At 73.9% G+C, this 23,763-nt stretch carries 5 protein-coding genes; all 5 read left to right on the top strand.

The window, feature by feature from the left end:
• The first annotated feature begins 1 nt into the window (after window position 1).
• Window positions 2–562, top strand: coding sequence for a hypothetical protein (locus ACLJPY_RS42280; protein ID WP_410596608.1), 561 nt, complete (start codon window positions 2–4; stop codon window positions 560–562).
• A gap of 243 nt (window positions 563–805) precedes the next feature.
• Window positions 806–2,377 (top strand): class I adenylate-forming enzyme family protein, encoded by a 1,572-nt coding sequence (locus ACLJPY_RS42275; protein WP_410596607.1) that lies wholly within the window; start codon window positions 806–808, stop codon window positions 2,375–2,377.
• Between the two features lie 52 nt (window positions 2,378–2,429).
• Window positions 2,430–3,719, top strand: a complete 1,290-nt coding sequence (hemA, locus tag ACLJPY_RS42270; RefSeq protein WP_410596606.1) for a 5-aminolevulinate synthase — start codon at window positions 2,430–2,432, stop codon at window positions 3,717–3,719.
• Window positions 3,716–5,257, top strand: a complete 1,542-nt coding sequence (locus ACLJPY_RS42265; RefSeq protein ID WP_410596605.1) for a long-chain-fatty-acid--CoA ligase — start codon at window positions 3,716–3,718, stop codon at window positions 5,255–5,257. Before hemA ends, ACLJPY_RS42265 begins: the two co-directional genes overlap by 4 nt.
• A 138-nt stretch (window positions 5,258–5,395) precedes the next feature.
• Window positions 5,396–23,743, top strand: a complete 18,348-nt coding sequence (locus ACLJPY_RS42260; RefSeq protein ID WP_410596604.1) for an SDR family NAD(P)-dependent oxidoreductase — start codon at window positions 5,396–5,398, stop codon at window positions 23,741–23,743.
• The last annotated feature ends 20 nt before the right edge of the window (window positions 23,744–23,763 follow it).

Genomic DNA, 23,763 nt, shown 5'->3' with positions numbered 1-23,763 from the left:
CATGCCCGACGACGACTTCGGCTACACGGCGTGGGGGCGGGACTGGGTCCGGCTGGCCCAGCCGTTGCGCCAGACCCTGCCCAACCCGGCGCTGCCGCGCGCCCGCAAGCTGGCGCGCCTCGGCGGCGTGCAGCTCACGATCGACGGCCGCACCCTGCGCGGGGCCGTCCAGCGCGGCCGCACCACCCTGGTGACCAGCATCGAGGTGGCCCCGATGGCCCGCGAGACGATCACGGGGATCACCGGCCAGCTGTGCGGTGCGCGGCCCATCCTCACCGACGAGGTCCACCGCGTGGTCACCGAGGCGGGCCACCCGCCCGCACCGGTCCTCGCCGGCGTCGACTGCTCCTGCTCGGACGACACCGGGCGGTGCGTCCACGTGCTCGCCGTCTTCTACGAGATGGCCCGGCGCGTCGACGACGACCCGCGGATCGCCCTCGAGGTCCAGGAGTTCTTCCACGCCTCCTCGGAGCACACCCGGGTCCCCGCGGCGGCGGCCCCGCAGCGGTGGATCGCGCTCACCGCGCTGGATCCGGCCGGCTACTTCACCGTTTCCGAGTAACGGTCCGCACGGCTGACGCACCCCGCACACAGTTCACTTCCACATTTCGAGAAACCCGGGACTCCTGGGGTAGCCGATCGGCTACCCCGGCCGGGCGCCCCGATCGGCTACCCCGGCCGGGATGCCGTCCGGCACTCCGTTGTAGCCGGTCGAACGATCTCCCGCTCCCGTCGACCGCGTGGCGAAGATGGAACCGCTTGTTTGACGACATCGCGGTAGCCGGCGAAATCGAAGGAAGTTCCCATGAGCCTGCCCGGGCATTGGTGGAGTGCCAGCCAAAGTTACGTTTCGGAGATCCTCTCGCTGTTCGCGGCCGAGCCCGGGCGCGAGGTTTTCCACTGGCGTGGCACGGCTTTCTCCGGTGACGAGCTGATCCGTTCGGTCACGGACGCCTACCTCGCGCTGCGCGAGCGCGGCGTGGGCCGGGGCGACGTCGTGGCGATCCTGGTCGCCGCCAACAGCCCCGAGACGCTCACCGCGCGGTACGCGGCCCAGCTGCTCGGCGGCGCCGTGTGCTACCTGCGCACCACCAACCCCGGCACCAAGGTCACCGTCCTCCCGCTGGACCAGCAGATCCAGATCCTGCAGGACACCGGCGCCGTGACCGTGTACACCGACGCCGAATGTGCCGAGCGGGCCACGGAAATCGCCGCCGCCCAGGGCATTCCGGTCACGCGGAGCGAGGCCGCCCGCAGCGGGGACGTCGACGTCCCGGACGCCGCGGCGTGGGACCCGCAGGCGCTGGCCTTCATCAACTTCACCAGCGGCAGCACGGGACGGCCCAAGGGCATCCGGGTGTCGGGCCGGGCGTGGGACGCCACCCTCCGGGCGTGGCAGGGCCTCGGCGGGGAAGCCGGCTGCACGTCGCTGCTGGTCTCGACCCCGCTGAGCCACGGCGTCGCCCCGATGGCCGACGCGGTCCTGGCCTCGGGTTCGGCCCTCTACGCGCAGGAACGCTTCGACGCCGCGAAGTTCGTGCAGAACGTCGCCGCGGAGCCGGACGTCACGTGGACGTTCATGGCGACGACGCACGTCTTCCAGCTCAGCGACCACCTGCTGGAGCAGGGCATCGGCGACCGGGCCGCGGTGGCGGCCGCGGGCCTGTCCTCGCTGAAGCGGATCGTCTACGGCGGCAGCCCCGCGGCGCCCGCGCGGATCGCGCAGGCCTTCGAGCTCTTCGGCCCGGTGCTGGCGCAGGGGTACGCCACGAGCGAGTCCGGCCGGATCACCACCCTGACCCCGCTGCAGCACGGCGACCCGGACCTCGCGGGCACCGTCGGGCGGCCCTTCCCCGAGGTCGAGGTCGTCGTCTGCCACTCGGAGTCGGGTGCGCCGCTGGCCGCCGGGGAGGTCGGCGAGGTGCGCGTCCGCACACCGCAGACGATGGACGGCTACCTCGGCGACCCGGAGCTCACCGCCCGCGTCCTGCGGGACGGCTGGTACTCCACCGGCGACATCGGCTGCCTCGACGAGCGCGGGTACCTGACCCTGCTGGGCCGGGTGGCCGACGTCATCAAGGTCGACGGCGTCAAGGTGCACCCCATCGTGGTCGAGTCGGAGATCCTGGCCCACCCCGGTGTCCGCCACGCCGCCGTCTACGGCGTGCGCGACGAAGACGGCAGCGAGCACATCCACGCCGCCATCGAATGCGACCCCGCGCTGGCGGTCGACGTGGCCGACATCCGCGCGAGCATCGCCGAAGCGTTCTCCCCGATCCACGTACCGGAAACGATCAACGTCCTGGAAGTCCTGCCGATGAACCGCAACGGCAAGCCGGACAAGGTGATCCTGCGGTCGGCGGCCGTCCGGTCGTGACCCTTCCGTTTCCTGCCAACAAAATCTGCTGCTACGTCGAGAAGGCGAGTGAATGAACGTCCACCTGGATTCCTACCTGAGCGGGCAGACCGCGGACGACCTCGCGGAAAGCAAGCGCGAGTTCCTGGAGATCGGCCGCCGTTCCGGCAACTACCCCATGGCCAGCGCGCGGCGCGACGGGGTGGATTCGGAAGTGAGTGTCTGGTGCAGCAACGACTACCTGGGCATGGGGCAGAACCGCCAGGTGATCGACGCGGTGCAGGCCACCATCGACGTCCACGGCGTCGGCTCCGGCGGTTCCCGCAACATCGGCGGGAACAACCACTACCACGTCCTGCTGGAGAACGAGCTCGCCGACCTGCACGGCAAGGAAGCCGCGCTCCTGTTCGCCTCCGGGTACACCGCGAACGAAGGCGCCCTCACTGTGCTGGCGAGCATGCCGAAGGACACCATCGTCTTCTCCGACGCGAAGAACCACGCCTCGATCATCGACGGCCTCCGGCACAGCGGCGCGCAGAAGCAGGTCTTCCGGCACAACGACGTCGCGCACCTGGAAGAGCTGATCGCGGCCGCGCCCGCGGAGCGCCCGAAGCTCATCGTCGTGGAGACGGTCTACTCCATGTCGGGCAACGTCTCGCCGCTGGCCGAGATCGCCGACATCGCGGACCGCTACGGTGCCACCACCTTCATCGACGAGGTCCACGCGGTCGGCATGTACGGCCCGCAAGGCGCCGGGATCGCCGCGCGGGAGGGCATCGCCGACCGGTTCACCGTCGTGATGGGCACCCTGGCCAAGGGGTTCGGCCTGGTCGGCGGCTACATCACCGGGCCGGCGGCCCTCGTCGACGCGGTGCGGACCTACGCGCGCTCGTTCGTCTTCACCACCTCGCTGCCGCCGGCGATCGCGGCCGGCGGGCTGGCGTCGGTCCGGTACCTGCGGTCCTCCGACGTCGAGCGGAAGCTCCTCTCGGAGAACGCGCGGCTGCTGCACCGCCTGCTGGTCGAGGCCGACATCCCGTTCCTTTCCACGGACTCCCACATCGTTTCGGCCTTCGTCGGCGACGACGAGCTGTGCAAGCGGGCGTCCCGGCTGCTGTTCGAGCGGCACGGGATCTACGTCCAGTCCATCAACGCCCCCAGCGTGCCCGCGGGCCGGGAGATCCTGCGGATCGCCCCGTCCGCCGTGCACGAGCAGAAGGAGGTCGAGAGCTTCGCCGACGCCCTGCACGGCATCTGGACGGAGCTGGGCATCCCGACCGCGAGCGCGCGGGACTGGCTGAATTCGGAGTTCCGCGGCGACGGCGCCCGCACCGCCGCGAAAGCCGGACTGCTGCCGCGATGACCAGGTCAGTCGCCGGCGTGCTGGCCGAGACGGCGGCGCAGCGGCCCGGCCACCCCGCCGTGGTCCACGAGTCCGGGACCGTCAGCTACGGGTGGCTGTGGGAGCGGGCCCGGCGCTACGCCGCCGTGCTGCGGGCGAACGGGGTGCGGCCGGGGGACCGGGTCGTCCTGCTCCTGGTCGACACCCCGCAGTTCCCCGCGGTCTACTTCGGCGTGCTGGCGGCCGGCGCGGTCGCCATCCCGCTGAACGTCATGTCGACCGCGGCGGAGGTCGAGCACGTGCTGACCGACGCCGAAGCGCCGTTCCTGGTGTGCTCCGCCTCCTTGCTCGCCCAGGCGAGCGCGGCGGCGGAGCCGCGCGGCACGGCGTTGTTCACCGTCGGCCCCGGGCCCGCGGGCACCGTCGACCTGGTGGCCGCGGCGCGGGACACGGCACCGCTCGAGGACCTCGCCGAGCCGGCGCCCGACGACGTCGCGGTCGTGTTCTACACGTCCGGCACGACGGGGGCGCCGAAGGGTGTGATGCTCACCCACCGGAACATCCTCTACAACGTCGAGCGGATGGTCGCCACCCCGTACGTGTTCCGGGGCGACGACGTGCTGCTGGCCTGTTTGCCGCTGGCGCACAGCTTCGGGCAGATCTGCGTCATGCTCACCGGCTTCCGCGCCGGCATCTCCCTCGTCCTGATGTCGAAGTTCGCCGGCAAGGAGGCCCTCGAACTGATGGTGGAACACCGGTGCACGGTGTTCATGGGGGTGCCGACGATGTACTTCGGGCTGCTCGACGCCGTGGCGCAGGGCGGACCGGTGCCCCGGCTCGACCGCGTGTACAGCGGGGGTTCGCCGCTTCCGGCCCAGACGCTCGAGGACGTCCGGCGGGTGTTCGGGTGCCCAGTGTACGAGGGCTACGGGGCGACCGAGCTGTCCTGCAGCGTGGCCTACCACTACCCCGGCGTGGCGTTCCGGCCCGGCACGGTCGGGGTGCCGATCAACGGTGTCGTCGTCGGGATCGCGCCGCCGAACGCCGAGCGGGTCGAGCTCCTGCCCGTCGGCGAGGTGGGCGAGATCGTGGTGCGCGGCCCGAGCGTGATGGCCGGCTACCTCGGCCGCCCGGACCTCACCGCCGAGGTGCTGCGCGACGGCTGGTTCCGCACCGGCGACCTCGGCCGGCTGGACGACGACGGCTACCTCGCGGTGGTCGGCCGGAAGAAGGACCTGATCCTGCGGGGCGGCTACAACGTCTACCCGCGCGAGATCGAGGAACTCCTCGCCGGGCACCCGGCCGTGGCGCAGGTGGCGGTGATCGGCGTCCCGCACCCGGTGCTCGGGGAGGAGGTCTGGGCGGTCGTGGTGCCGTCCCGGCCGCAGGACGTCACCGACGACTCGGCCGGCGAGCTCGTCGAATGGACCAAGCAGCGGCTCGCCGCCTACAAGTACCCCCGTCGGATCGAGTTCACCGACGCACTCCCGACGGGGTCCAGCGGAAAGGTGCTCAAGCGGGTGCTCGTCGCGGAATACGCGGCGACGACCGTCGCCTAGCGGGAAACCCGGCGGTGCCCCGCGACCTCCGCTGAGCAACCGGAACAGCACAACGGCGTAGCGCCCGCAGCACCGCTGCGGGTGCTACGCCTGCGCTCAGGCTTCGTACGTGACAACAGGGGTAAGGGCAGCTCGACCATGGTGGAATTCCAAGCGGACACGTCGACATCGACCGAGGCGATCGCCGTCGTCGGGCTCTCCTGCCGGCTGCCGCAGGCGGAGAACCCCGCCCGGCTGTGGCAGCTGCTGCGCGACGGCCGCAGCGCGATCGGCGCGCCGCCGGCGGGCCGCGCCGGACTGCCCGCCCGGCCGGGCGGCTACCTCGAGGACGTCAGCGGGTTCGACGCGGCCTTCTTCGGCATCAGCCCGCGTGAGGCGGCGTCGATGGACCCGCAGCAGCGGCTGATGCTCGAGCTCGCCTGGGAAGCCCTGGAGGACGCCAGGATCGTCCCGCCGTCGCTGGCCGGCAGCCGGACCGGGGTCTTCGTCGGCGTCATCGCCGACGACTACGCCGCTTTGACGCACCAGCAGGGGATCGACGGCATCACCCGGCACACCCTGACCGGGCTCAACCGCGGGGTCGTCGCCAACCGGATCTCCTACACCCTGGGCCTGCACGGCCCCAGCGCGGCCGTGGACACCGGCCAGTCCTCCTCGCTGGTCGCGGTGCACCTGGCGGTCGAGAGCCTGCGCCGCGGCGAGTCCGAGCTGGCCTTCGCCGGCGGCGTGAACCTCAACCTGGTGCCGGACAGCACGATCGGCGCGGAGCGGTTCGGTGCCCTCTCCCCGGACGGCCGCAGCTTCACCTTCGACGCGCGGGCGAACGGGTACGTCCGTGGTGAAGGCGGCGGGTTCGTGGTGCTCAAGCCGCTGTCCGCCGCCGTGGCGGACGGCGACCCGGTCTACTGCGTGCTGCACGGCAGTGCGATGAACAACGACGGCACGACCGAGGGGCTCACCGTCCCGGGCCCGGCCGGCCAGCAGGACGTCCTGCGGCAGGCGTACGAGCGCGCCGGGGTGGCCGCGGACCGGGTGCAGTACGTCGAACTGCACGGCACCGGCACCAAGCTGGGCGACCCGATCGAGGCGTCGGCGCTGGGCGCGGTGCTCGGCGGCGGCCGCGGGTCCGGAGCCGAACTGCGGGTCGGCTCGGTGAAGACCAACGTCGGGCACCTGGAAGGGGCCGCGGGCATCGTCGGCCTGCTGAAGGCCGTGCTCTGCCTCCACCACCGCGAACTGGTGCCGAGCCTGAACTTCCAGACTCCGAACCCCGGCATCGCGTTCGACGAGTGGAAGCTCGCCGTCCAGCGGGAGGCCGAGCCGTGGCCGCGACCGGACGAGCCGCTCTACGCCGGGGTCAGCTCGTTCGGCATGGGCGGGACGAACTGCCACGTCGTGCTCTCGGACTGGACTGCCGAGCCGGCGCAGCTGCCCGGCGCCGAGCCGCGCCGGGGTGCGGTGCCGTGGGTGCTGTCGGGCCGTTCGGCCGAGGCGGTGGCCGGTCAGGCGCGGCGGCTGGTGTCGTTCCTGGCGGAGCGGCCGGAGCTGGACGTCACGGCGGTGGGCCGTGCGCTCGCGGTGTCACGCGCTCGCTTCGACCACCGGGCGGTGGTCGTGGGAGAGGATCGTGAGGAGCTTCTCGCGGGCGCCGGGGCCTTGGCTGCGGGCCTGCCCGCGGCCGGTGTGGTGTCGGGTCGCGTTGCGGCTGGTTCGGTGGCGTTCCTGTTCTCCGGACAGGGTAGCCAGCGGGTGGGCATGGGGCGTGAGCTGTACGCGGCGGAGCCGGTGTTCGCGGCGGCGTTCGACGAAGTCGTTGCGGCGCTTGACGTACATCTGGATCGATCTCTTGCCGACGTGATCGAGGGCGAGCCGGATCTTTTGAGCCGGACGGAGTTCACGCAACCGGCGTTGTTCGCGATCGAGGTCGCGTTGTTCCGCCTGCTGGCTCACTACGGGGTGACCCCGGACTACCTGGTGGGGCATTCGGTGGGTGAGCTGGCGGCGGCGCACCTGGCTGGTGTGCTGTCCCTTGAGGACGCGGCGCGTCTGGTGTGTGCGCGGGCGCGGTTGATGGGTGCGGTGACCACCGGCGGGGCGATGGTGGCCTTGAACGCGGGCGAAGAACGGGTTTCTGGGTGGCTTCGTCCGGGCGTGGACGTTGCCGGGTTCAACAGTCCCGCGAACACGGTGATCTCGGGTGACGAAACCGCGGTGCTCGAGGTCCTGGAGCTGGCTCGTGCGGAGGGTGTGAAGGCGACCCGGCTGAAGGTGAGTCATGCGTTCCATTCCGCGCATTTGGACGGGATGTTGGCGGAGCTGACTGAGGTTGCGCGGGAGCTGACGTATTCGCCGCCGCGGATCCCGGTCGTTTCGAACGTGACCGGTGAGTTGGTCGAGGAGTTCACAGCGGAGTACTGGGCGGTCCAGGCCCGGTCGGCTGTGCGGTTCGCCGACGGCGTCGCCACGCTGGCCGGTCTCGGCGTGACGGCGTTCGTGGAGCTGGGTCCCGACGGGACGTTGGCGGGCTTGACGGCCGAGTGCCTGGCCGAGGGCGTTGTCGTGGTTCCGTTGCTGCGTAAGGATCGTGCCGAGAAGCGGTCTCTCCTGACGGCCCTGGGTGCGGTGCACGCGCACGGCGTGGACGTGGACTGGACGGGGTTCCTGCCGGGCTCGGCTCTGGCGGAGCTGCCCACCTACGCCTTCCAGCGCCGTCGTTACTGGCTGGACGGTCCGGCGGCCGAGCCGGAGCGGCCCGCGCCGCGCGGCGACCGGCTGGACCTGGTGCGGGCGCACGTGGCGGCCGTGCTCGGCCACGGCTCCGCCCAGGACGTCGACGTCGACACGACGTTCAAGGACCTCGGGTTCGACTCCCTCGCGGCGGTCGAACTCCGCAACGCACTGAGCGCGGCCACCGGGCTTTCGCTGCCCTCCGGCCTGCTCTTCAACTTCCCGACCCCGGCCATCCTCGCCGACCACCTCGGCGGCCTGGACCAGGGTCGTGGCGACGACATCCCCGAGGCCGCCGTCACGGATGAGCCGATCGCGATCGTGGGCATGGCCTGCCGCCTGCCGGGCGGGGTTGCCTCGCCGGACGACCTGTGGCGGCTGGTCGGCGACGAGGTCGACGCCGTCAGCGGGTTCCCGGACAACCGCGGTTGGGACCTCGACGCGCTCTTCGCCCCGGACAGCACCGGGACCACTTACACCACCCAGGGCGGGTTCCTGCACGACGCGGACCGGTTCGACGCCGGGTTCTTCGGTATCAGCCCGCGCGAGGCGGCGGCGATGGATCCCCAGCAGCGGCTGCTGCTGGAGACGGGCTGGGAGGCGTTCGAGCACGCGGGCATCGACCCGGCCGGGCTGCGCGGCACCCGCACCGGCGTGTACGTCGGCGCGACGGCGCAGGAGTACGGGCCGCGGTTGCACGAGCCGTCCGGCGGCCACGACGGCTACCTGCTGACCGGCAACACCGCCAGCATCGCGTCGGGCCGGCTGGCCTACACGTTCGGGCTGGAAGGCCCCGCGGTCACGGTCGACACCGCGTGTTCGTCTTCGCTGGTCGCGCTGCACCTCGCGGCCCAGGCGCTGCGGCACGGTGAGTGCACGATGGCGCTGGCCGGTGGCGCGTCCGTGATGGCGACTCCGGGCATGTTCGTCGAGTTCGCCCGGCAGCGCGGGCTGTCGCCGGACGGGCGGTGCAAGGCGTTCTCGTCGTCGGCGGACGGCACCGGCTGGGCCGAAGGCGTCGGCGTGCTGGTGCTGGAGCGGTTGTCGGACGCGCAGCGCAACGGGCACCGCGTGCTGGCCGTGATCCGCGGCTCCGCGGTGAACCAGGACGGCGCGAGCAACGGCCTCACCGCGCCGAACGGCCCGTCGCAGGAGCGGGTCATCCGGACCGCGCTGGCGAACGCGCGGCTCTCGGCGTCCGATGTGGACGTCGTGGAGGCGCACGGTACGGGTACCCGGCTGGGCGACCCGATCGAGGCGGAAGCCTTGCTGGCCACCTACGGCCAGGACCGCGAGACGCCGTTGTGGCTCGGGTCGCTGAAGTCGAACATCGGGCACACGCAGGCCGCGGCCGGGGTTGCGGGCGTGATCAAGATGGTCATGGCCCTGCGCAACGGCGTTCTCCCGGCGACGCTGCACGTTGACGAGCCGGCGTCGCACGTCGACTGGTCCGCGGGCAAGGTGGAACTGCTGACGCGGGCGCAGGCGTGGCCGGACCCGGACCGGCCGCGCCGGGCGGCCGTCTCGTCGTTCGGCATCAGCGGGACCAACGCGCACCTCATCGTCGAGCAGGTCGCCGAGCCCGAAGCTCCGGCGACAGCGCCGGGCGGGCCGGTGCCGTGGGTGCTGTCGGGCAAGTCGGATGCCGCCCTGGCCGAGCAGGCGGCTCGGCTCGTGCCGTTCCTGGAGGAGCGGCCGGAACTGGACGTCGTGGCCGTGGGCCGGTCCCTGGCCGGGGCGCGGGCCCGGTTCGGCCACCGCGCGGTGCTCGTGGGGGAGACCCGCGAGGAACTCCTGGCCGCGCTGCGGACGCTGACCCCGGGCGAGGCGGTCTCGGCCGGTTCGGTGGCGTTCCTGTTCTCCGGGCAGGGCAGCCAGCGCGTCGGGATGGGGCGTGAGCTGGCCGCGGCAGAGCCGGTGTTCGCGTCGGCGTTCGACGAAGTCGTTGCGGCGCTTGACGTGCATCTGGACCGATCTCTCGCCGACGTCATCGAGGGCGAGCCGGAGCTGCTTCAGCGGACGGCGTTCACCCAGCCCGCGTTGTTCGCGATCGAGGTCGCGTTGTTCCGCCTGCTGGCCCACCACGGGGTGACCCCGGACTACCTGGTCGGGCATTCGGTCGGCGAGCTGGCGGCGGCGCACGTCGCTGGCGTTCTGTCCCTTGAGGACGCGGCCCGTCTGGTGTGCGCGCGGGCCCGCCTGATGGACGCGGTGGCCGAGGGCGGCGCGATGGTGGCGCTGAACGCCGGGGAAGCGCAGGTCGCCGGGTGGCTCGCCGGTCGGTCCGATGTGGACATTGCCGGGGTCAACAGCCCGGTGAGCACGGTGATCTCGGGTGCCGAGACCGCGGTGCTCGAAGTCATGGAGCTGGCTCGTGCGGAGGGTGTCAAGGCGACCCGGCTGAAGGTGAGCCACGCTTTCCACTCCGCGCACCTGGACGGGATGTTGGCGGAGCTGACCGAGGTCGCGCGGGGGTTGACCCACGCGACTCCGCGGATCCCGGTCGTTTCGAATGTCACCGGTGAGGTGATCGAGGAGTTCACGGCGGAGTACTGGGCGATTCAGGCCCGGTCGGCTGTGCGGTTCGCTGACGGCATCGCCACACTGGCCGGTCTCGGCGTGACGGCGTTCGTGGAGCTGGGTCCCGACGGGACGTTGGCGGGTCTGGCGGGCGAGTGCCTGGCCGAGGGTGTCGTCGTGGTTCCTCTGCTGCGCAAGGATCGTCCCGAGAAGCGGTCCCTCCTCACCGCGTTGGGTGCGGTGCACGCGCACGGCGTGGACGTGGACTGGACGGGGTTCCTGCCCGGCACCGGTGTGGTCGACCTGCCCACGTACGCGTTCCAGCGTGAGCGCTATTGGCTAACCGCTCCGCGGTCCGGTGACGCGAGCAGCCTGGGGCTGACGGCGGTGGACCACCCGTTGCTGGCCACGGTGATCGCGGAGCCGGACGGCGCCGGGGTCCAGTTCTCCGGGGCGCTGTCCTTGTCGGCGCACCCCTGGCTGGCCGACCACGCGATCGGCGGGACGATCCTGGTCCCCGGGACGCTGTTCCTCGAGCTGGCCGGACAGGCGGCCGAACAGCTCGGCTGCGCCGCCGTCGAAGAACTCACCCTCCAGACTCCGCTCAGCCTGGCCGGAACCGGCACCGTCTCGATCCGGCTCACCGTCGACCCGCCCGGCCCGGGCGGCGACCGCCGGTTCACGGTCTACTCGAGCACCGGCGGCGAGCAGTGGACCGCCCACGCGGCCGGCCTGCTCACGTTCGCGGCCCCCGCGCCCGGGGTGTCCCTGGGCCAGTGGCCGCCGGCCGACGGCGTCGCCATCCCGCTCGAGGGCGTCTACGACCGCCTCGACGACCTCGGGTACGGCTACGGTCCGGCCTTCTCCGGGCTCCGCGCGGCCTGGCGGGCCGGTGACGACCTCTTCGCCGAGGTCGTGCTGCCTGCCCGGCTGCACGACGAAGCCGGCCGGTTCGGCGTGCACCCCGCACTCCTCGACGCCGCCCTGCACCCCCTGGTCCTGGTCCTCGAAGGGGCGCAGGACGACCGCACGATCCGGCTGCCGTTCTCGTTCACCGGCTTCGCCGTGCACGCGGTCGGCGCCACCGTGCTCCGCGTCCGCTGGACCCACACCGGCCAGGACACCGCGCGCCTCGTCGTCGCGGACGGCACCGGCGCCCCGGTGGCGACGATCGACGCCGTCGCCCTGCTGCCGATCAGCCGTGACCAGCTCGCCCCGGCCGGCCCGGCCACGGAATCCCTGTACCGGGTGACGTGGGAGGCCGTGCCCGCGGCCGAGCCCGTCGACGAGCAGCGGTGGATCCGCTTGGGCGAGGCACCGCACGCCGACCTCGTCGCCCTTCGCGCCGCCGTCGACGCGGGCCGTCCGGCGCCGGAGTTCGTCGTCATCGGCGGTCACGAACTCGCAGCCGGCGCTTCGGCCGAGGTGCTGCCGCAGACCCACGCGACGGCGGCACGCGGCCTGGAAGCCGTCCAGGAGTGGCTGTCGGCCCCGCAGTTCGCCGAGAGCCGCCTGGTCGTCACGCTGCCGGACGGCGCGCTGCCCACCGCCACGCTCGCCGGCCTGGTCCGCACGGCCCAGTCCGAGCACCCGGGCCGGCTGGTCCTGGCGCACCTGGATGAGACCGGGACGGCGGCACTCCCGGCGGTGCTGGCGTCGGGCGAGCCCGAGATCGCGGTGCGCGGCGGCGAGCTCTTCGTGCCCAGGCTGGCGCGGGCGACGGCCTCGGCGGCCGAGTTCGCGGGCCTGGACCCCGAAGGCACCGTCCTGGTCACCGGCGGGCTGGGCACGCTGGGCCGGCTGGTGGCCCGGCGCCTGGTTGACCGGCACGGTGCGCGGCACCTGCTGCTGGTGAGCCGTCGCGGCGCCGAAACCCCGGGTGCCGCGGAGTTCGTGGCGGAGCTGGTGGAACTGGGCGCGCAGGCTTCGGTGGCCGCGTGCGACGTGGCGGATGCCGCCGCGCTGGCCGCCCTGCTCGCCGAAATCCCGGCTGAGCACCCGCTGACGGCCGTGGTGCACACGGCGGGCGTGCTGGCCGACGCGACGGTCGGCTCGTTGACGGCGGACCACCTGGAGCAGGTGCTGCGGCCCAAGGTGGACGCGGCCTGGAACCTGCACCGGCTCACCCGCGAAAGCACCTTGTCCGCCTTCGTCGTCTTCTCGTCCATCGCGGGTCTCGTGGGCAACGCCGGTCAGGCGAACTACGCGGCCGCGAACACCTTCCTGGACGCCCTCGCGCAGCACCGCCGGGCGCGGGACCTGCCCGCCACCTCGCTCGCCTGGGGCCTGTGGGACAGCACCGAAGGCATGGCGGGCAGCCTCGGCGACGCGGACGTCGCCCGGTGGAAGCGGAGCGGGATCATCCCGCTGAGCCCGGAAGCGGGCATGGCGCTGTTCGACGCCGCGCTGGGTTCGCCGGAGCCGCTGCTGGTCCCGGCCGAGCTGAACCTGGGTGCGCTGCGCACCTTGGCCGAGGAGTCCGGCCTGCCTGGCCTCTACTCCGGTCTGGTCCGGGCGCGCCGGCGGACGGCGGCCGGTGCCGCCCCCGCCACCGGCTCGTCCTGGTCGCAGCGGATGGCCGCGGCGGACGACCGGGCGCAGGCCGTGCTCGAGACCGTCCGGGAGACCGTCGCCCTCGTGCTCGGCCACGGCGCCGCGGCCGACGTCGTCCCCGGCCGGGCGTTCAAGGACGCCGGCTTCGACTCGCTGACCGGCGTCGAGTTCCGCAACCGGCTCGGCGAAACGACGGGGTTGCGGCTGCCCGCCACCCTGGTGTTCGACTGCCCGTCGCCGGCCGCGGTAGCGGACTTCCTGCTGGAGCAGCTCGGTGACTCCGGACCGGCGGGCGTCCCGGTGGTGGCCGCCCACGACGCACGGGCGGACGAGCCGATCGCCGTGGTCGGCATGGGCTGCCGGTACCCGGGCGGGGCCGGTTCGCCGGAGGAGCTGTGGCGGCTGGTGGCCGAGGGCCGGGACGCGACCGGCGAGTTCCCCGAGGACCGCGGCTGGGACGTCGACGGGCTCTTCGACCCGGACCCCGACAAGACCGGCAAGTCGTCCACCCGCCGCGGCGGTTTCCTTTACGACGCCGCGGACTTCGACGCCGAGTTCTTCGGACTGAGCCCGCGTGAAGCGGTGGCGACGGACCCGCAGCAGCGGGTGCTGCTGGAGGTCGCGTGGGAGGCGCTGGAGCGGGGCGGCATCGACCCGGCTTCGCTGCGCGGCACGTCGACCGGCGTGTACGCGGGCGTGATGTACAACGACTACGGCTCGCGGCTGGGCCGTGCGCCCGAGGGCTTCGAGGGGCACCTGCTGACCGGCACGATCCCGAGCGTGCTGTCGGGCCGGGTGGCCTACACCTTCGGCCTCGAAGGCCCGGCGGTCACCTTGGATACGGCGTGCTCGTCGTCGCTGGTGGCGGTGCACCTGGCCGCCCAGGCGCTGCGCCGGGGCGAGTGTTCGATGGCGCTCGCCGGCGGCGTGACGGTGATGTCGACGCCGAACACGTTCATCGAGTTCTCCCGGCAGCGCGGGCTTTCGCCGGACGGCCGGTGCAAGGCGTTCTCGTCGTCGGCGGACGGCACGGGCTGGGCCGAGGGCGCAGGTGTGCTGGTGCTGGAGCGGCTGTCGGACGCGCAGCGCAACGGACACCACGTCCTGGGCGTGATCCGTGGCTCGGCGATCAACCAGGACGGCGCCAGCAACGGCCTCACCGCCCCGAACGGCCCGGCCCAGCAGCGCGTGATCCGGCAGGCGCTCGCCAACGCGGGCCTCGCGGCGTCCGAAGTGGACGCGGTCGAGGCGCACGGCACGGGCACCCGGCTGGGCGACCCGATCGAGGCGCAGGCCCTGCTGGCCACCTACGGCCGGGAGCGGTCCGGCGAGCAGCCGCTGTGGCTCGGTTCGATCAAGTCGAACATCGGGCACACGCAGGCCGCGGCCGGCGTCGCGGGCATCATCAAGATGCTGATGGCGATGCGCCACGGCGAGCTGCCGGCGACCCTGCACGTGGCCGAGCCGTCCCCCGAGGTCGACTGGTCCGCGGGCACGGTGCAGCTGCTGACGCAGGCTCGGGACTGGCCCGGGCCGGGCCGTCCGCGCCGGGCGTCGGTGTCTTCGTTCGGGATCAGCGGCACGAACGCGCACGTGGTCCTGGAACAGGGACCGGAGATCCCGGCCGGTACGCCGGACGCGACCGGGCTTCCGGTGGTCGTGTCCGCCCGGAGCGAAGCGGCGCTCGCGGCCCGGGCGGAGCAGATCCGCGGACTCCTGGCTTCGCCGGACGTGACGCCGTCGGCGGTCGCCTCGACGCTGGCGACGCGCGTCCCGCACCTCCCGGTCCGGGCGGCCGTTTCGGGTGCCGACCGCGACGAATTGCTGGCGGGTCTCGACGCACTGGCCGGCGGGCGGTCCACGGCGAACCTGGTGCGGGGCACGGCTTCCGGTGCGGGCAAGACGGTGTTCGTCTTCCCCGGCCAGGGTTCGCAGTGGCCGGGGATGGCGCTGGAGCTGGTCGACGCCGAACCGGTGTTCGCCGCGCGGCTGGCGGAGTGCGCGCGGGCGTTGGCGCCCCACACCGGCTGGTCGCTGCTGGACGTCCTGCGCGGAGCAGACGGTGCGCCCGGTCTCGACCGGGTGGACGTCGTGCAGCCCGCGTTGTGGGCCGTGATGGTGTCGCTGGCGGCGTTGTGGCGGTCGGTGGGCATCGAGCCGGACGCGGTGGCCGGTCACTCGCAGGGCGAGATCGCGGCGGCCGTGGTCGCCGGGGTGCTGTCGCTCGAGGACGCGGCGAAGCTCGTCGCGCTGCGCAGCCGGGCGATCGTGCGGCTGGTCGGCACGGGCGGGATGGTGTCGGTGGCGCTACCGGCCGTCGAGGTGCGCGAGCTCATCGCCCGCTGGGACGGCGCGATCGACATCGCCGCGCACAACGGCCCGGCGAGCACGGTCGTCTCCGGTGACCCGGAAGCCCTGGCCGAGCTCGTCGCGCACAGCACGGCCCAGGGCATCCGGGCCCGCACGATCGCGGTCGACTACGCCTCCCACTCGGCCCACGTCGACGTGCTGGAAGCGGAGCTGCGGGAGCTGGTGGCCGACGTCTCGCCGCGTCCCGGCGCCGTCGAGTTCTTCTCCACGGTCACCGGGCAGCCGCTGGACGGCGCCGAGCTCGACGCCGGGTACTGGTTCCGCAACCTCCGGCAGACCGTCCGGCTGGAAGAGGCCACCCGGGCGCTGCTCGGCGCCGGGTACCGCGTGTTCGTCGAGGTCAGTGCCCACCCGGTGCTCACCTCGGCGCTCGCCGACACGGCTGAGGCGGCCGGGGTGGGCGACGCCGTCGTCGTCGGTTCCCTGCGGCGCGACGAGGGCGGCCGGGAGCGGTTCCTGGCTTCGGTCGCCGAGGTGCACGTCGCCGGCGTGGCGGTCGACTGGGCGGCGGTGACCGGCGGCCCCGCCGTCCCGGTCGACCTGCCGACGTACCCCTTCCAGCGCCAACGCCACTGGCTCGACGGCCCGCCGCTCGCCGGCGACGCGGGCGGCCTCGGGCTGACCGCCGAACGCCACCCGCTCGTCGGTGCCGTGCTCCGGACGGCCGACGAGGACAAGATCGTCCTCAGTGGACGGATCGCCGCGGCCGCGCAGCCGTGGCTGGCCGACCACGCCGTCGCGGGCACGGTGCTGCTCCCGGCCAGCGCCTTCGTGGACCTCGCGGTCCGCGCAGGCGACCACACCGGACTCGACCAGCTCGACGAGCTGATGCTGCAGGCCCCGCTGGTCCTCGCGGGCCGCGGCGGGGTGCAGCTCCAGGTCGTCGTCGACGCGCCGGACGAGGAGGGCAGGCGCGCCCTGTCGATCCACTCCCGGCCGGAGCCGGAGACCGCCGACGTGCCGCCCGGCCCGTGGGTGCTGCACGCCACCGGAACGCTCTGCCTCGCGCAGGTGGGTACCGAGCTGCCGGACACGACGGCCTGGCCGCCCGCCGGTGCCGAACCGGTCGACCTGTCGGCCGCCTACGAAACGCTGGCCGAGCGGGGCTTCGAGTACGGCCCCGTCTTCCAGGGGCTGCGGGCGCTGTGGCGGGCCGGGGACGAGATGTTCGCCGAAGTCGCGCTGCCGGAGGACGTCGCGCCGGGCGAGTTCGGCATCCACCCGGCGTTGCTCGACGCCGCGTTGCACCCGCTGGCGCTCGCCGGGAACGGCCGGCTGGTGCTGCCGTTCGCGTGGACCGGTGTCCGGCTCCACGCGGCGCACGCTGCCGCGCTGCGGGTGCGGCTCACCCCGGACGGCTCGGGCACCACGCTGTCCCTCGCCGACTCCACCGGTGCCCCGGTCGCCACGGTGGAATCGCTCAACCTGCGGCCCGTCGACCCGGCGCGGCTGACCGCCCGGACCACCCCGGAGCCCCCGCTGCTCGAAGTGGACTGGACGGCCGCTCCGGACGTCCCCGCGAGCACCCGGTGGGCCGTGCTCGGCCACGGGGTGCCGGCCCCCGCGGGGACCTACGCGGCCCTGTCGGACGTCGTCGACGTCCCGCCGTTCGTCGTGGTGCCCGTCGACGCGGCGGGCGGTCCCCGTGGCGTGGCCCACCGCGCCCTGCGGCTGGCGCAGGGCTGGCTGGCCGACGCGCGGTTCGACGGCTCGCGGCTGGTCTTCCTGACCCGTGACGCGACCACCGCCCGCACGGAGGCCGGTCTCGCCTCCGCGCCCGTCTGGGGGCTGGTGCGGACCGCCATGTCGGAAAACCCCGATCGGTTCGGCCTGGTGGACGCGGCGGACCGCGACCTCACCGAGGCCGAGCTGGGCCGCGCCCTGGCGGTACCGGACGCCCAGGTGAGCTTCCGGGACGGCACGCTGTTCGTCCCCCGGCTGGCCAAGGCGCCCGCGGCGGGTGCGGCCACACCGGCCCTCGACCCCGAGGGCACCGTGCTCATCACCGGGGCGACCGGCACCCTGGGCCGGCTGTTCGCCCGCCACCTCGTCGCCGAACACGGCGTGCGGCACCTGCTGTTGGTGAGCCGCCGCGGGCGGGAGGCCCCGGGCACGCTGGAGCTGGAAGCCGAGCTCATCGCCCACGGCGCCGCGGTTTCCGTGGCCGCCTGCGACACGGCCGACCGCGCCGCGCTCGCCGCGGTACTGGCGGACGTGCCCGCCGAGCACCCGCTCACCGCGGTGCTCCACACCGCCGGCGTCCTCGACGACGGCACGCTGCCGGCGCTCACGCCCGGGCAGCTGGACGCGGTGCTGCGGCCCAAGGTCGACGCCGCCCGGCACCTGCACGAGCTCACCGCCGGCCTCGACCTGGCCGCGTTCGTCCTGTTCTCCTCGCTGGCCGGCACGGTCGGCACCGCGGGACAGGCCAACTACGCGGCGGCCAACACCTACCTCGACGCCCTCGCCGTGCACCGCCGGGCGCTGGGCCTGCCGGGCACGTCGCTCGCCTGGGGCCTGTGGGCGGACGACAGTGGGATGACCGCCCACCTGACCGGCGCCGACCTGGCCCGGCTGGCCCGCAGCGGGATCGCCGCGATCGGCAGCGAGCAGGGGACGGCGTTGTTCGACGCCGCACTGGCGACCGGGCGGCCGGTGCTCGTCCCGGCCCCGCTGGACCACACCGCGCTGCGGCGCCAACGCGACGACGGCACGCTGCCGCCGCTCTTCTCCGGACTGGTGCGCTCGGCCCGCCGGTCCGCCGCCGGGGAGCGGGCCGCGGAAAGCTCGCTGCCGGAGCGGCTGGCCGCCCTGCCCCGCCCGGAGCAGGACCGCGTCCTGCTGGAGCTGGTCCGGGACGCGGTGGCCTCGGTGCTGGGGTACACCGGCGGGGCCGAGGTGGCCCCGGACCGCGCGTTCAACGACCTCGGCTTCGACTCGCTCAAGTCCGTGGAACTGCGCAACCGGCTGAACGCGGTGTCCGGGCTGAAGCTGCCCGCGACGGTCGTGTTCGACCACCCGTCCACGGCCGAGCTGGCTGCCTTCCTGCGGACCGGGCTCCTCGGTGCCGCCCCCGCGGCGGCGGTCGCGGAACCGGTCGCCGCCGCGGCGGACGAGCCGATCGCGATCGTGGCGATGGCCTGCCGCTACCCGGGTGGCGTCGGCTCGCCGGAAGAGCTGTGGGCACTGCTGTCCGAAGAGCGGGACGCCATCGGGCCGTTCCCCGCTGACCGCGGCTGGGACCTGGACCACCTCTACGACGAGGACCCGGACCACGCCGGCACGTCCTACACCCGGCACGGTGGATTCCTCGACGGGGCAACGCGATTCGACCCCGAGTTCTTCGGCGTCAGCGCCCGCGAGGCCACCGCCGTCGACCCGCAGCAGCGGCTGCTGCTGGAGATCTGCTGGGAGGCGTTCGAGCGCGCGGGGATCGACCCGGCTTCGCTCAAGGGCAGCGACACCGGGGTGTTCGCCGGCGTGATGGCGAACGACTACGCGGGACGGCTGCGGGACGCCCCCGAGGCCGTGGAGGGCTACCTGTCGGTCGGCAGCACGGTCAGCGTCGCCTCCGGCCGGGTCGCCTACACCTTCGGCCTGCAGGGGCCGGCGATCACCGTCGACACCGCCTGCTCCTCCTCGCTGGTCTCGATGCACCTCGCCGCGCAGGCCCTGCGCAACGGCGAGTGCGGGCTGGCGCTGGCTGGCGGTGTGACCGTCTTGGCCACGCCGCGGATGTTCGTCGAGTTCAGCCGGCAGCGCGGGCTGGCCCCGGACGGCCGCTGCAAGCCCTTCGCCGGCCGGGCGGACGGGACGGCCTGGGCCGAAGGTGCCGGGATCCTGTTGCTGGAGAAGCTTTCCGACGCCCGGCGCAACGGCCGCCGGATCCTCGGCGTGCTGCGCGGCACCGCCGTCAACTCCGACGGCGCGAGCAACGGCCTCACCGCGCCCAACGGCCCGTCCCAGGAACGGGTGATCCGGCAGGCGCTGACGAACGCGGGCCTGACCGGCGCGGACGTCGACGCGCTCGAAGCGCACGGCACCGGCACCACCCTCGGCGACCCGATCGAGGCTCAGGCGGTGCTCGCCACCTACGGCCGGGAGCGCCCGGCAGCTTTCCTGATGGGCTCGCTGAAGTCGAACATCGGGCACTCCCAAGCCGCGGCCGGGGTGGCCGGCGTGATCAAGATGGTCATGGCGATGCGGCACGGGGTCGTGCCGAAGAGCCTGCACATCGACGAGCCCAGCCCGCACGTGGACTGGTCCGCCGGCCGGGTGGAGCTGCTCACCGCGGCGACGCCGTGGCCGGAATCCGGGCGGCCGCGCCGGGCGGGTGTTTCCTCCTTCGGCATCAGCGGCACCAACGCCCACGTCATCGTCGAGCAGCCGCCGGCCGCTGAGCCGGTGCCGCCGTCCCGCTCGATGCCGGTCGTGCCGCTGGTGCTGTCCGCGCACACCGAAGTGGCCCTGCCGGCGCAGGCCGAGCGGATCGGCGCGGCCCTCGCCGGGGCCACGCCGGAGGACCTGGCCGCGGCGGGCCGGACCCTGGCCACCGGGCGCGCCGCCCTGCCGCACCGCGCGGTGGTCGTGGCGGCCACCGCCCCGGACGCCGTCGAGGGCCTCGCGGCGCCGGTCGTGCGGGGTACGCCGGTGGCCGGGCGGACCGCGTTCCTCTTCACCGGCCAGGGCAGCCAGCGGCTCGGCATGGGCCGGGAGCTGTCCGCCGCCTACCCGGCGTACGCCGAAGCCCTGCACGCCGTCTGCGCCGAGCTCGACCAGTGGCTGGAGCAGCCGCTGCTCGACGTCCTCCGGGGTGCGGACGCCGAGCTGCTGAACCGGACGGATTTCGCGCAGGCCGCGCTGTTCGCCACCGAGGTGGCGCTCTACCGGCTCCTCGAAAGCTGGGGGCTCCGGCCGGACTTCCTCGCCGGGCACTCCGTCGGCGAGCTGGCCGCCGCGCACGTCGCCGGCGTCCTTTCCCTGGCGGACGCGGCGAAGCTGGTCGCGGCCCGCGGCCGGCTGATGCAGGCCCTGCCCGGCGGCGGGACGATGCTCGCCGTCGAGGCCGGCGAGGAGGAGGTGCTGGCCCTGCTCGACGGGCAGGAGGGCCGGCTGGACATCGCCGCCGTCAACGGCCCCACGTCCGTGGTGCTCTCGGGCGACACGGATGCCGTCGAAGCGGCCGGTGCGGAACTGAGCGCCCGAGGACGGCGGAGCAAGCGGCTGCGCGTCAGCCACGCGTTCCACTCCCCGCACATGGACGCGATGCTGGACGACTTCCACGCGGTCGTGAAGGAGTTCGCCCTCGCCCCGCCCACCATCCCGATCGTGTCGGCACTGACCGGGAAACCGGCCGCCGAGGAACTGACCACAGTGGAGTACTGGGTCCGCCACGTTCGCGAGCCGGTGCGCTTCCTGGACGCCGCCCGCTCGCTCGAGGCGGAAGGCGTCCGGACGTTCCTGGAGCTCGGCCCGGACGGCGTGCTCAGCGCGCTGGGGCAGGACTTCCTCGACGTGGGCGCCCTGCTGGTCCCGGTGCTGCGCGACGGGCGTCCCGAACCGCACACCGCCGTCACCGCCTTGGCCCACGCCCACGTCCGGGGTGTCCCGGTGGACTGGCGTGCCTTCTTCGGTGCGGACGGCCCGACCGCGGACCTGCCGACCTACCCGTTCCAGCGACGGCACTTCTGGCTCACCGACGGCCCCGGCGGCGGCGACGTCACCTCGGCCGGCCTGGACTCCGCGCGGCACCCGCTGCTCGGCGCCGGCGTTCCGCTCGCGGACTCCGACGGAGTCCTGTTCACCGGCCGGGTCTCGGCCCGCAGCCACCCGTGGTTCGCCGACCACGTCGTCGCCGGCACCCGGCTCCTGCCGGGCACGGCACTGGTGGAGCTCGCCCTGCACGCCGGCGCCGCGGCCGGCTGCGCGCGGCTGGAGGAGCTGGTCCTGCAGGAACCCCTGGTACTGCCCGGAACCGGGGCAATCCAGCTGCAGATCACCGTGGGCCGCCCCGACGACGGCGGCCGCCGTCCGGTGGCCGTCCACTCCCGGGGCGACCGGGACGGCGACGGCTGGCGCAAGCACGCCACCGGAAGCGTGGTGCCCGCTCTCCCCGTCGGCCCGGACCCGGAGCTCGGGTCGTGGCCGCCGTCCGGTGCCGAACCACAGCCCGTCGACGACCTCTACGACCGCCTCGCCGACCGCGGCTACGCGTACGGCCCGGCCTTCCAGGGTCTCCAGGCGGCCTGGCGATCGGGTGGCGACTTCTATGCCGAGGTAGGGGCTTCCGTCGAGACGGATGGGTTCGTCCTGCACCCGGCGCTGTTCGACGCCTCGCTGCACGCGCTGCTCCTGGAGGAGCGGGCGGAGGTCCGGCTGCCGTTCGCCTTCTCCGGGGTGCAGCTGTCCGGAAACCGATCGGATTCCTTGCGGGTGAAGCTCTCGGCCGGCCCGGACGACGCCGTCTCGGTGCACATCGCCGACGAGACGGGAACGCCGGTCGCCACCGTCGAGTCGCTCGCGCTGCGTGCCCTTCCGGCCGGTTCCAGCGGCCCGTCGGTGTACGCGGTGGAGCGAACCGCGGTGGACCTCCCCGCCGCGGAAGCCGGGACGATCGCGGTGCTCGGCTCGGACGACCTGGGCCTCGGCGCCGAGTGCTATTCCGACCTCGCCGCCGTGACGGCGGGGGTGGCCGGGCCCGACGTGGTCGTCCTGCCGGTCCGGCCGGCGACCCCGCAGGAGACGGGCCAGGTCACCGGCGAAGTGCTGGCGGTGGTGCGGCAGTGGCTCGCCACCGAGGCCCTGTCCGGGGCGCGGCTGGCCGTGCTCGGCACCGGGGAACTGGGGCACAGTGCGCTGTCCGGGCTGCTCCGGACGGCCGCGTCGGAGCACCCGGGGCGGTTCCAGCACCTGATCACCGACGGCCCGCTCGCCGGTGACGTGCTGCGGGCGGCGCTGGCCGATCCCCGGCCGCAGCTCGAACTGCGCGGCGGACAGGCCTGGGTGCGCAGGCTGGCGAAGGCCGAGGGCACGGACGCCGCGGCTCGGTTCGACCCGGACCACACGGTGCTGATCACCGGCGGCACGGGCGCGCTCGGTGCACTGGTCGCCCGCCACCTGGTGACCGCCCGCGGCGCGCGGCGGCTGCTGCTGACCAGCCGCCGCGGCGGCGCGGAGGACCTGGTGGCCGAACTGACGGCGCTGGGCGCGGAGGTGCGGGTCACGGCCTGCGACGTGGCCGACCGGGCCGCGCTGGCCGAGCTGCTCGCTTCGATCCCGGCCGGGCACCCGCTCACCGCGGTGGTGCACGCGGCCGGCGTCGTCGAAGACTCCACTGTGGAGGGTCTGAGCCCGGAGAGCCTCGCCCGCGTCCTGCGGCCGAAGGTCGAAGCGGCCTGGCACCTGCACGAGCTGACCGCCGGGCTGGAGCTGACCGACTTCGTGCTCTTCTCCTCGGTGGCCGGGCTGGTGGGCAACGCCGGGCAGGCGGGCTACGCCGCGGGCAACACCTTCCTGGACGCGCTGGCCGAGCACCGCCGCGGCGCGGGCCTGCCCGCGGTGTCCCTGGCCTGGGGCATGTGGCAGGCCGGGATGGCGGCGGCTCTCGGGGACGCCGACCGGGCCCGGCTGCTGCGGGGCGGCGTCCTGCCGATGCCCGACGGCGAAGCCCTCGCAGCGCTCGACCTGGCCATGGCGGGCGACCCGGGTACCCGGCCGGTGCTCGCGCCGGTGGCTCTCGACCTCGCCGCGCTGCGCGCCCTCGGGGACGCGCTGCCGGAGCTGTTCCGGGGCCTGGTGCGGACCCGGACCGCCCGCCCGGCCGTGCCGGCGGAACTGCCGCTGGCCCAGCGGCTTGCGGGGCTGGATGACGCGGAACAGGACGCGCTGCTGCTCGCCTTCGTGCAGGAGCAGGTCGGCCTGGTGCTGGCCCACCCGGCGCCGCGGACGATCGACGTCCGGCGGGGCCTGCTGGACCTGGGCCTCGACTCGCTCACCGCGGTCGAGCTCCGCAACCGGCTCACCACGGCCACCGAGCTGCGGCTGCCCAGCACGCTCGTGTTCGACCACCCGACCACCGAGGCGCTGGCCGCGTACCTCCGGAGCCGGCTGGCCGGCGAGAAGCCGGATCCCGTCCGGCACGCCCTGGACGCGCTGGAAGCCGTCATCGACGGCCCGGACACCCCCGACGCGGAAACGGTCGCCGCGCGGCTGCGCGGGCTGCTCCGGCTGGTGGACGGCGGGTCCACCGCCGTGGCCCTCGAGCTGGAAACCGACGACGACCTCTTCGCGGCACTCGACAACGAACTCGGCAGGTAGGCATGAACAACGAGGAAAAG

Source organism: Amycolatopsis sp. lyj-23 (genome assembly GCF_046549135.1).
Taxonomy (GTDB): Bacteria; Actinomycetota; Actinomycetes; order Mycobacteriales; family Pseudonocardiaceae; genus Amycolatopsis.
Note: the sequence above shows the minus strand (reverse complement) of the source record. Positions and strands in the feature narration are given on the sequence as shown.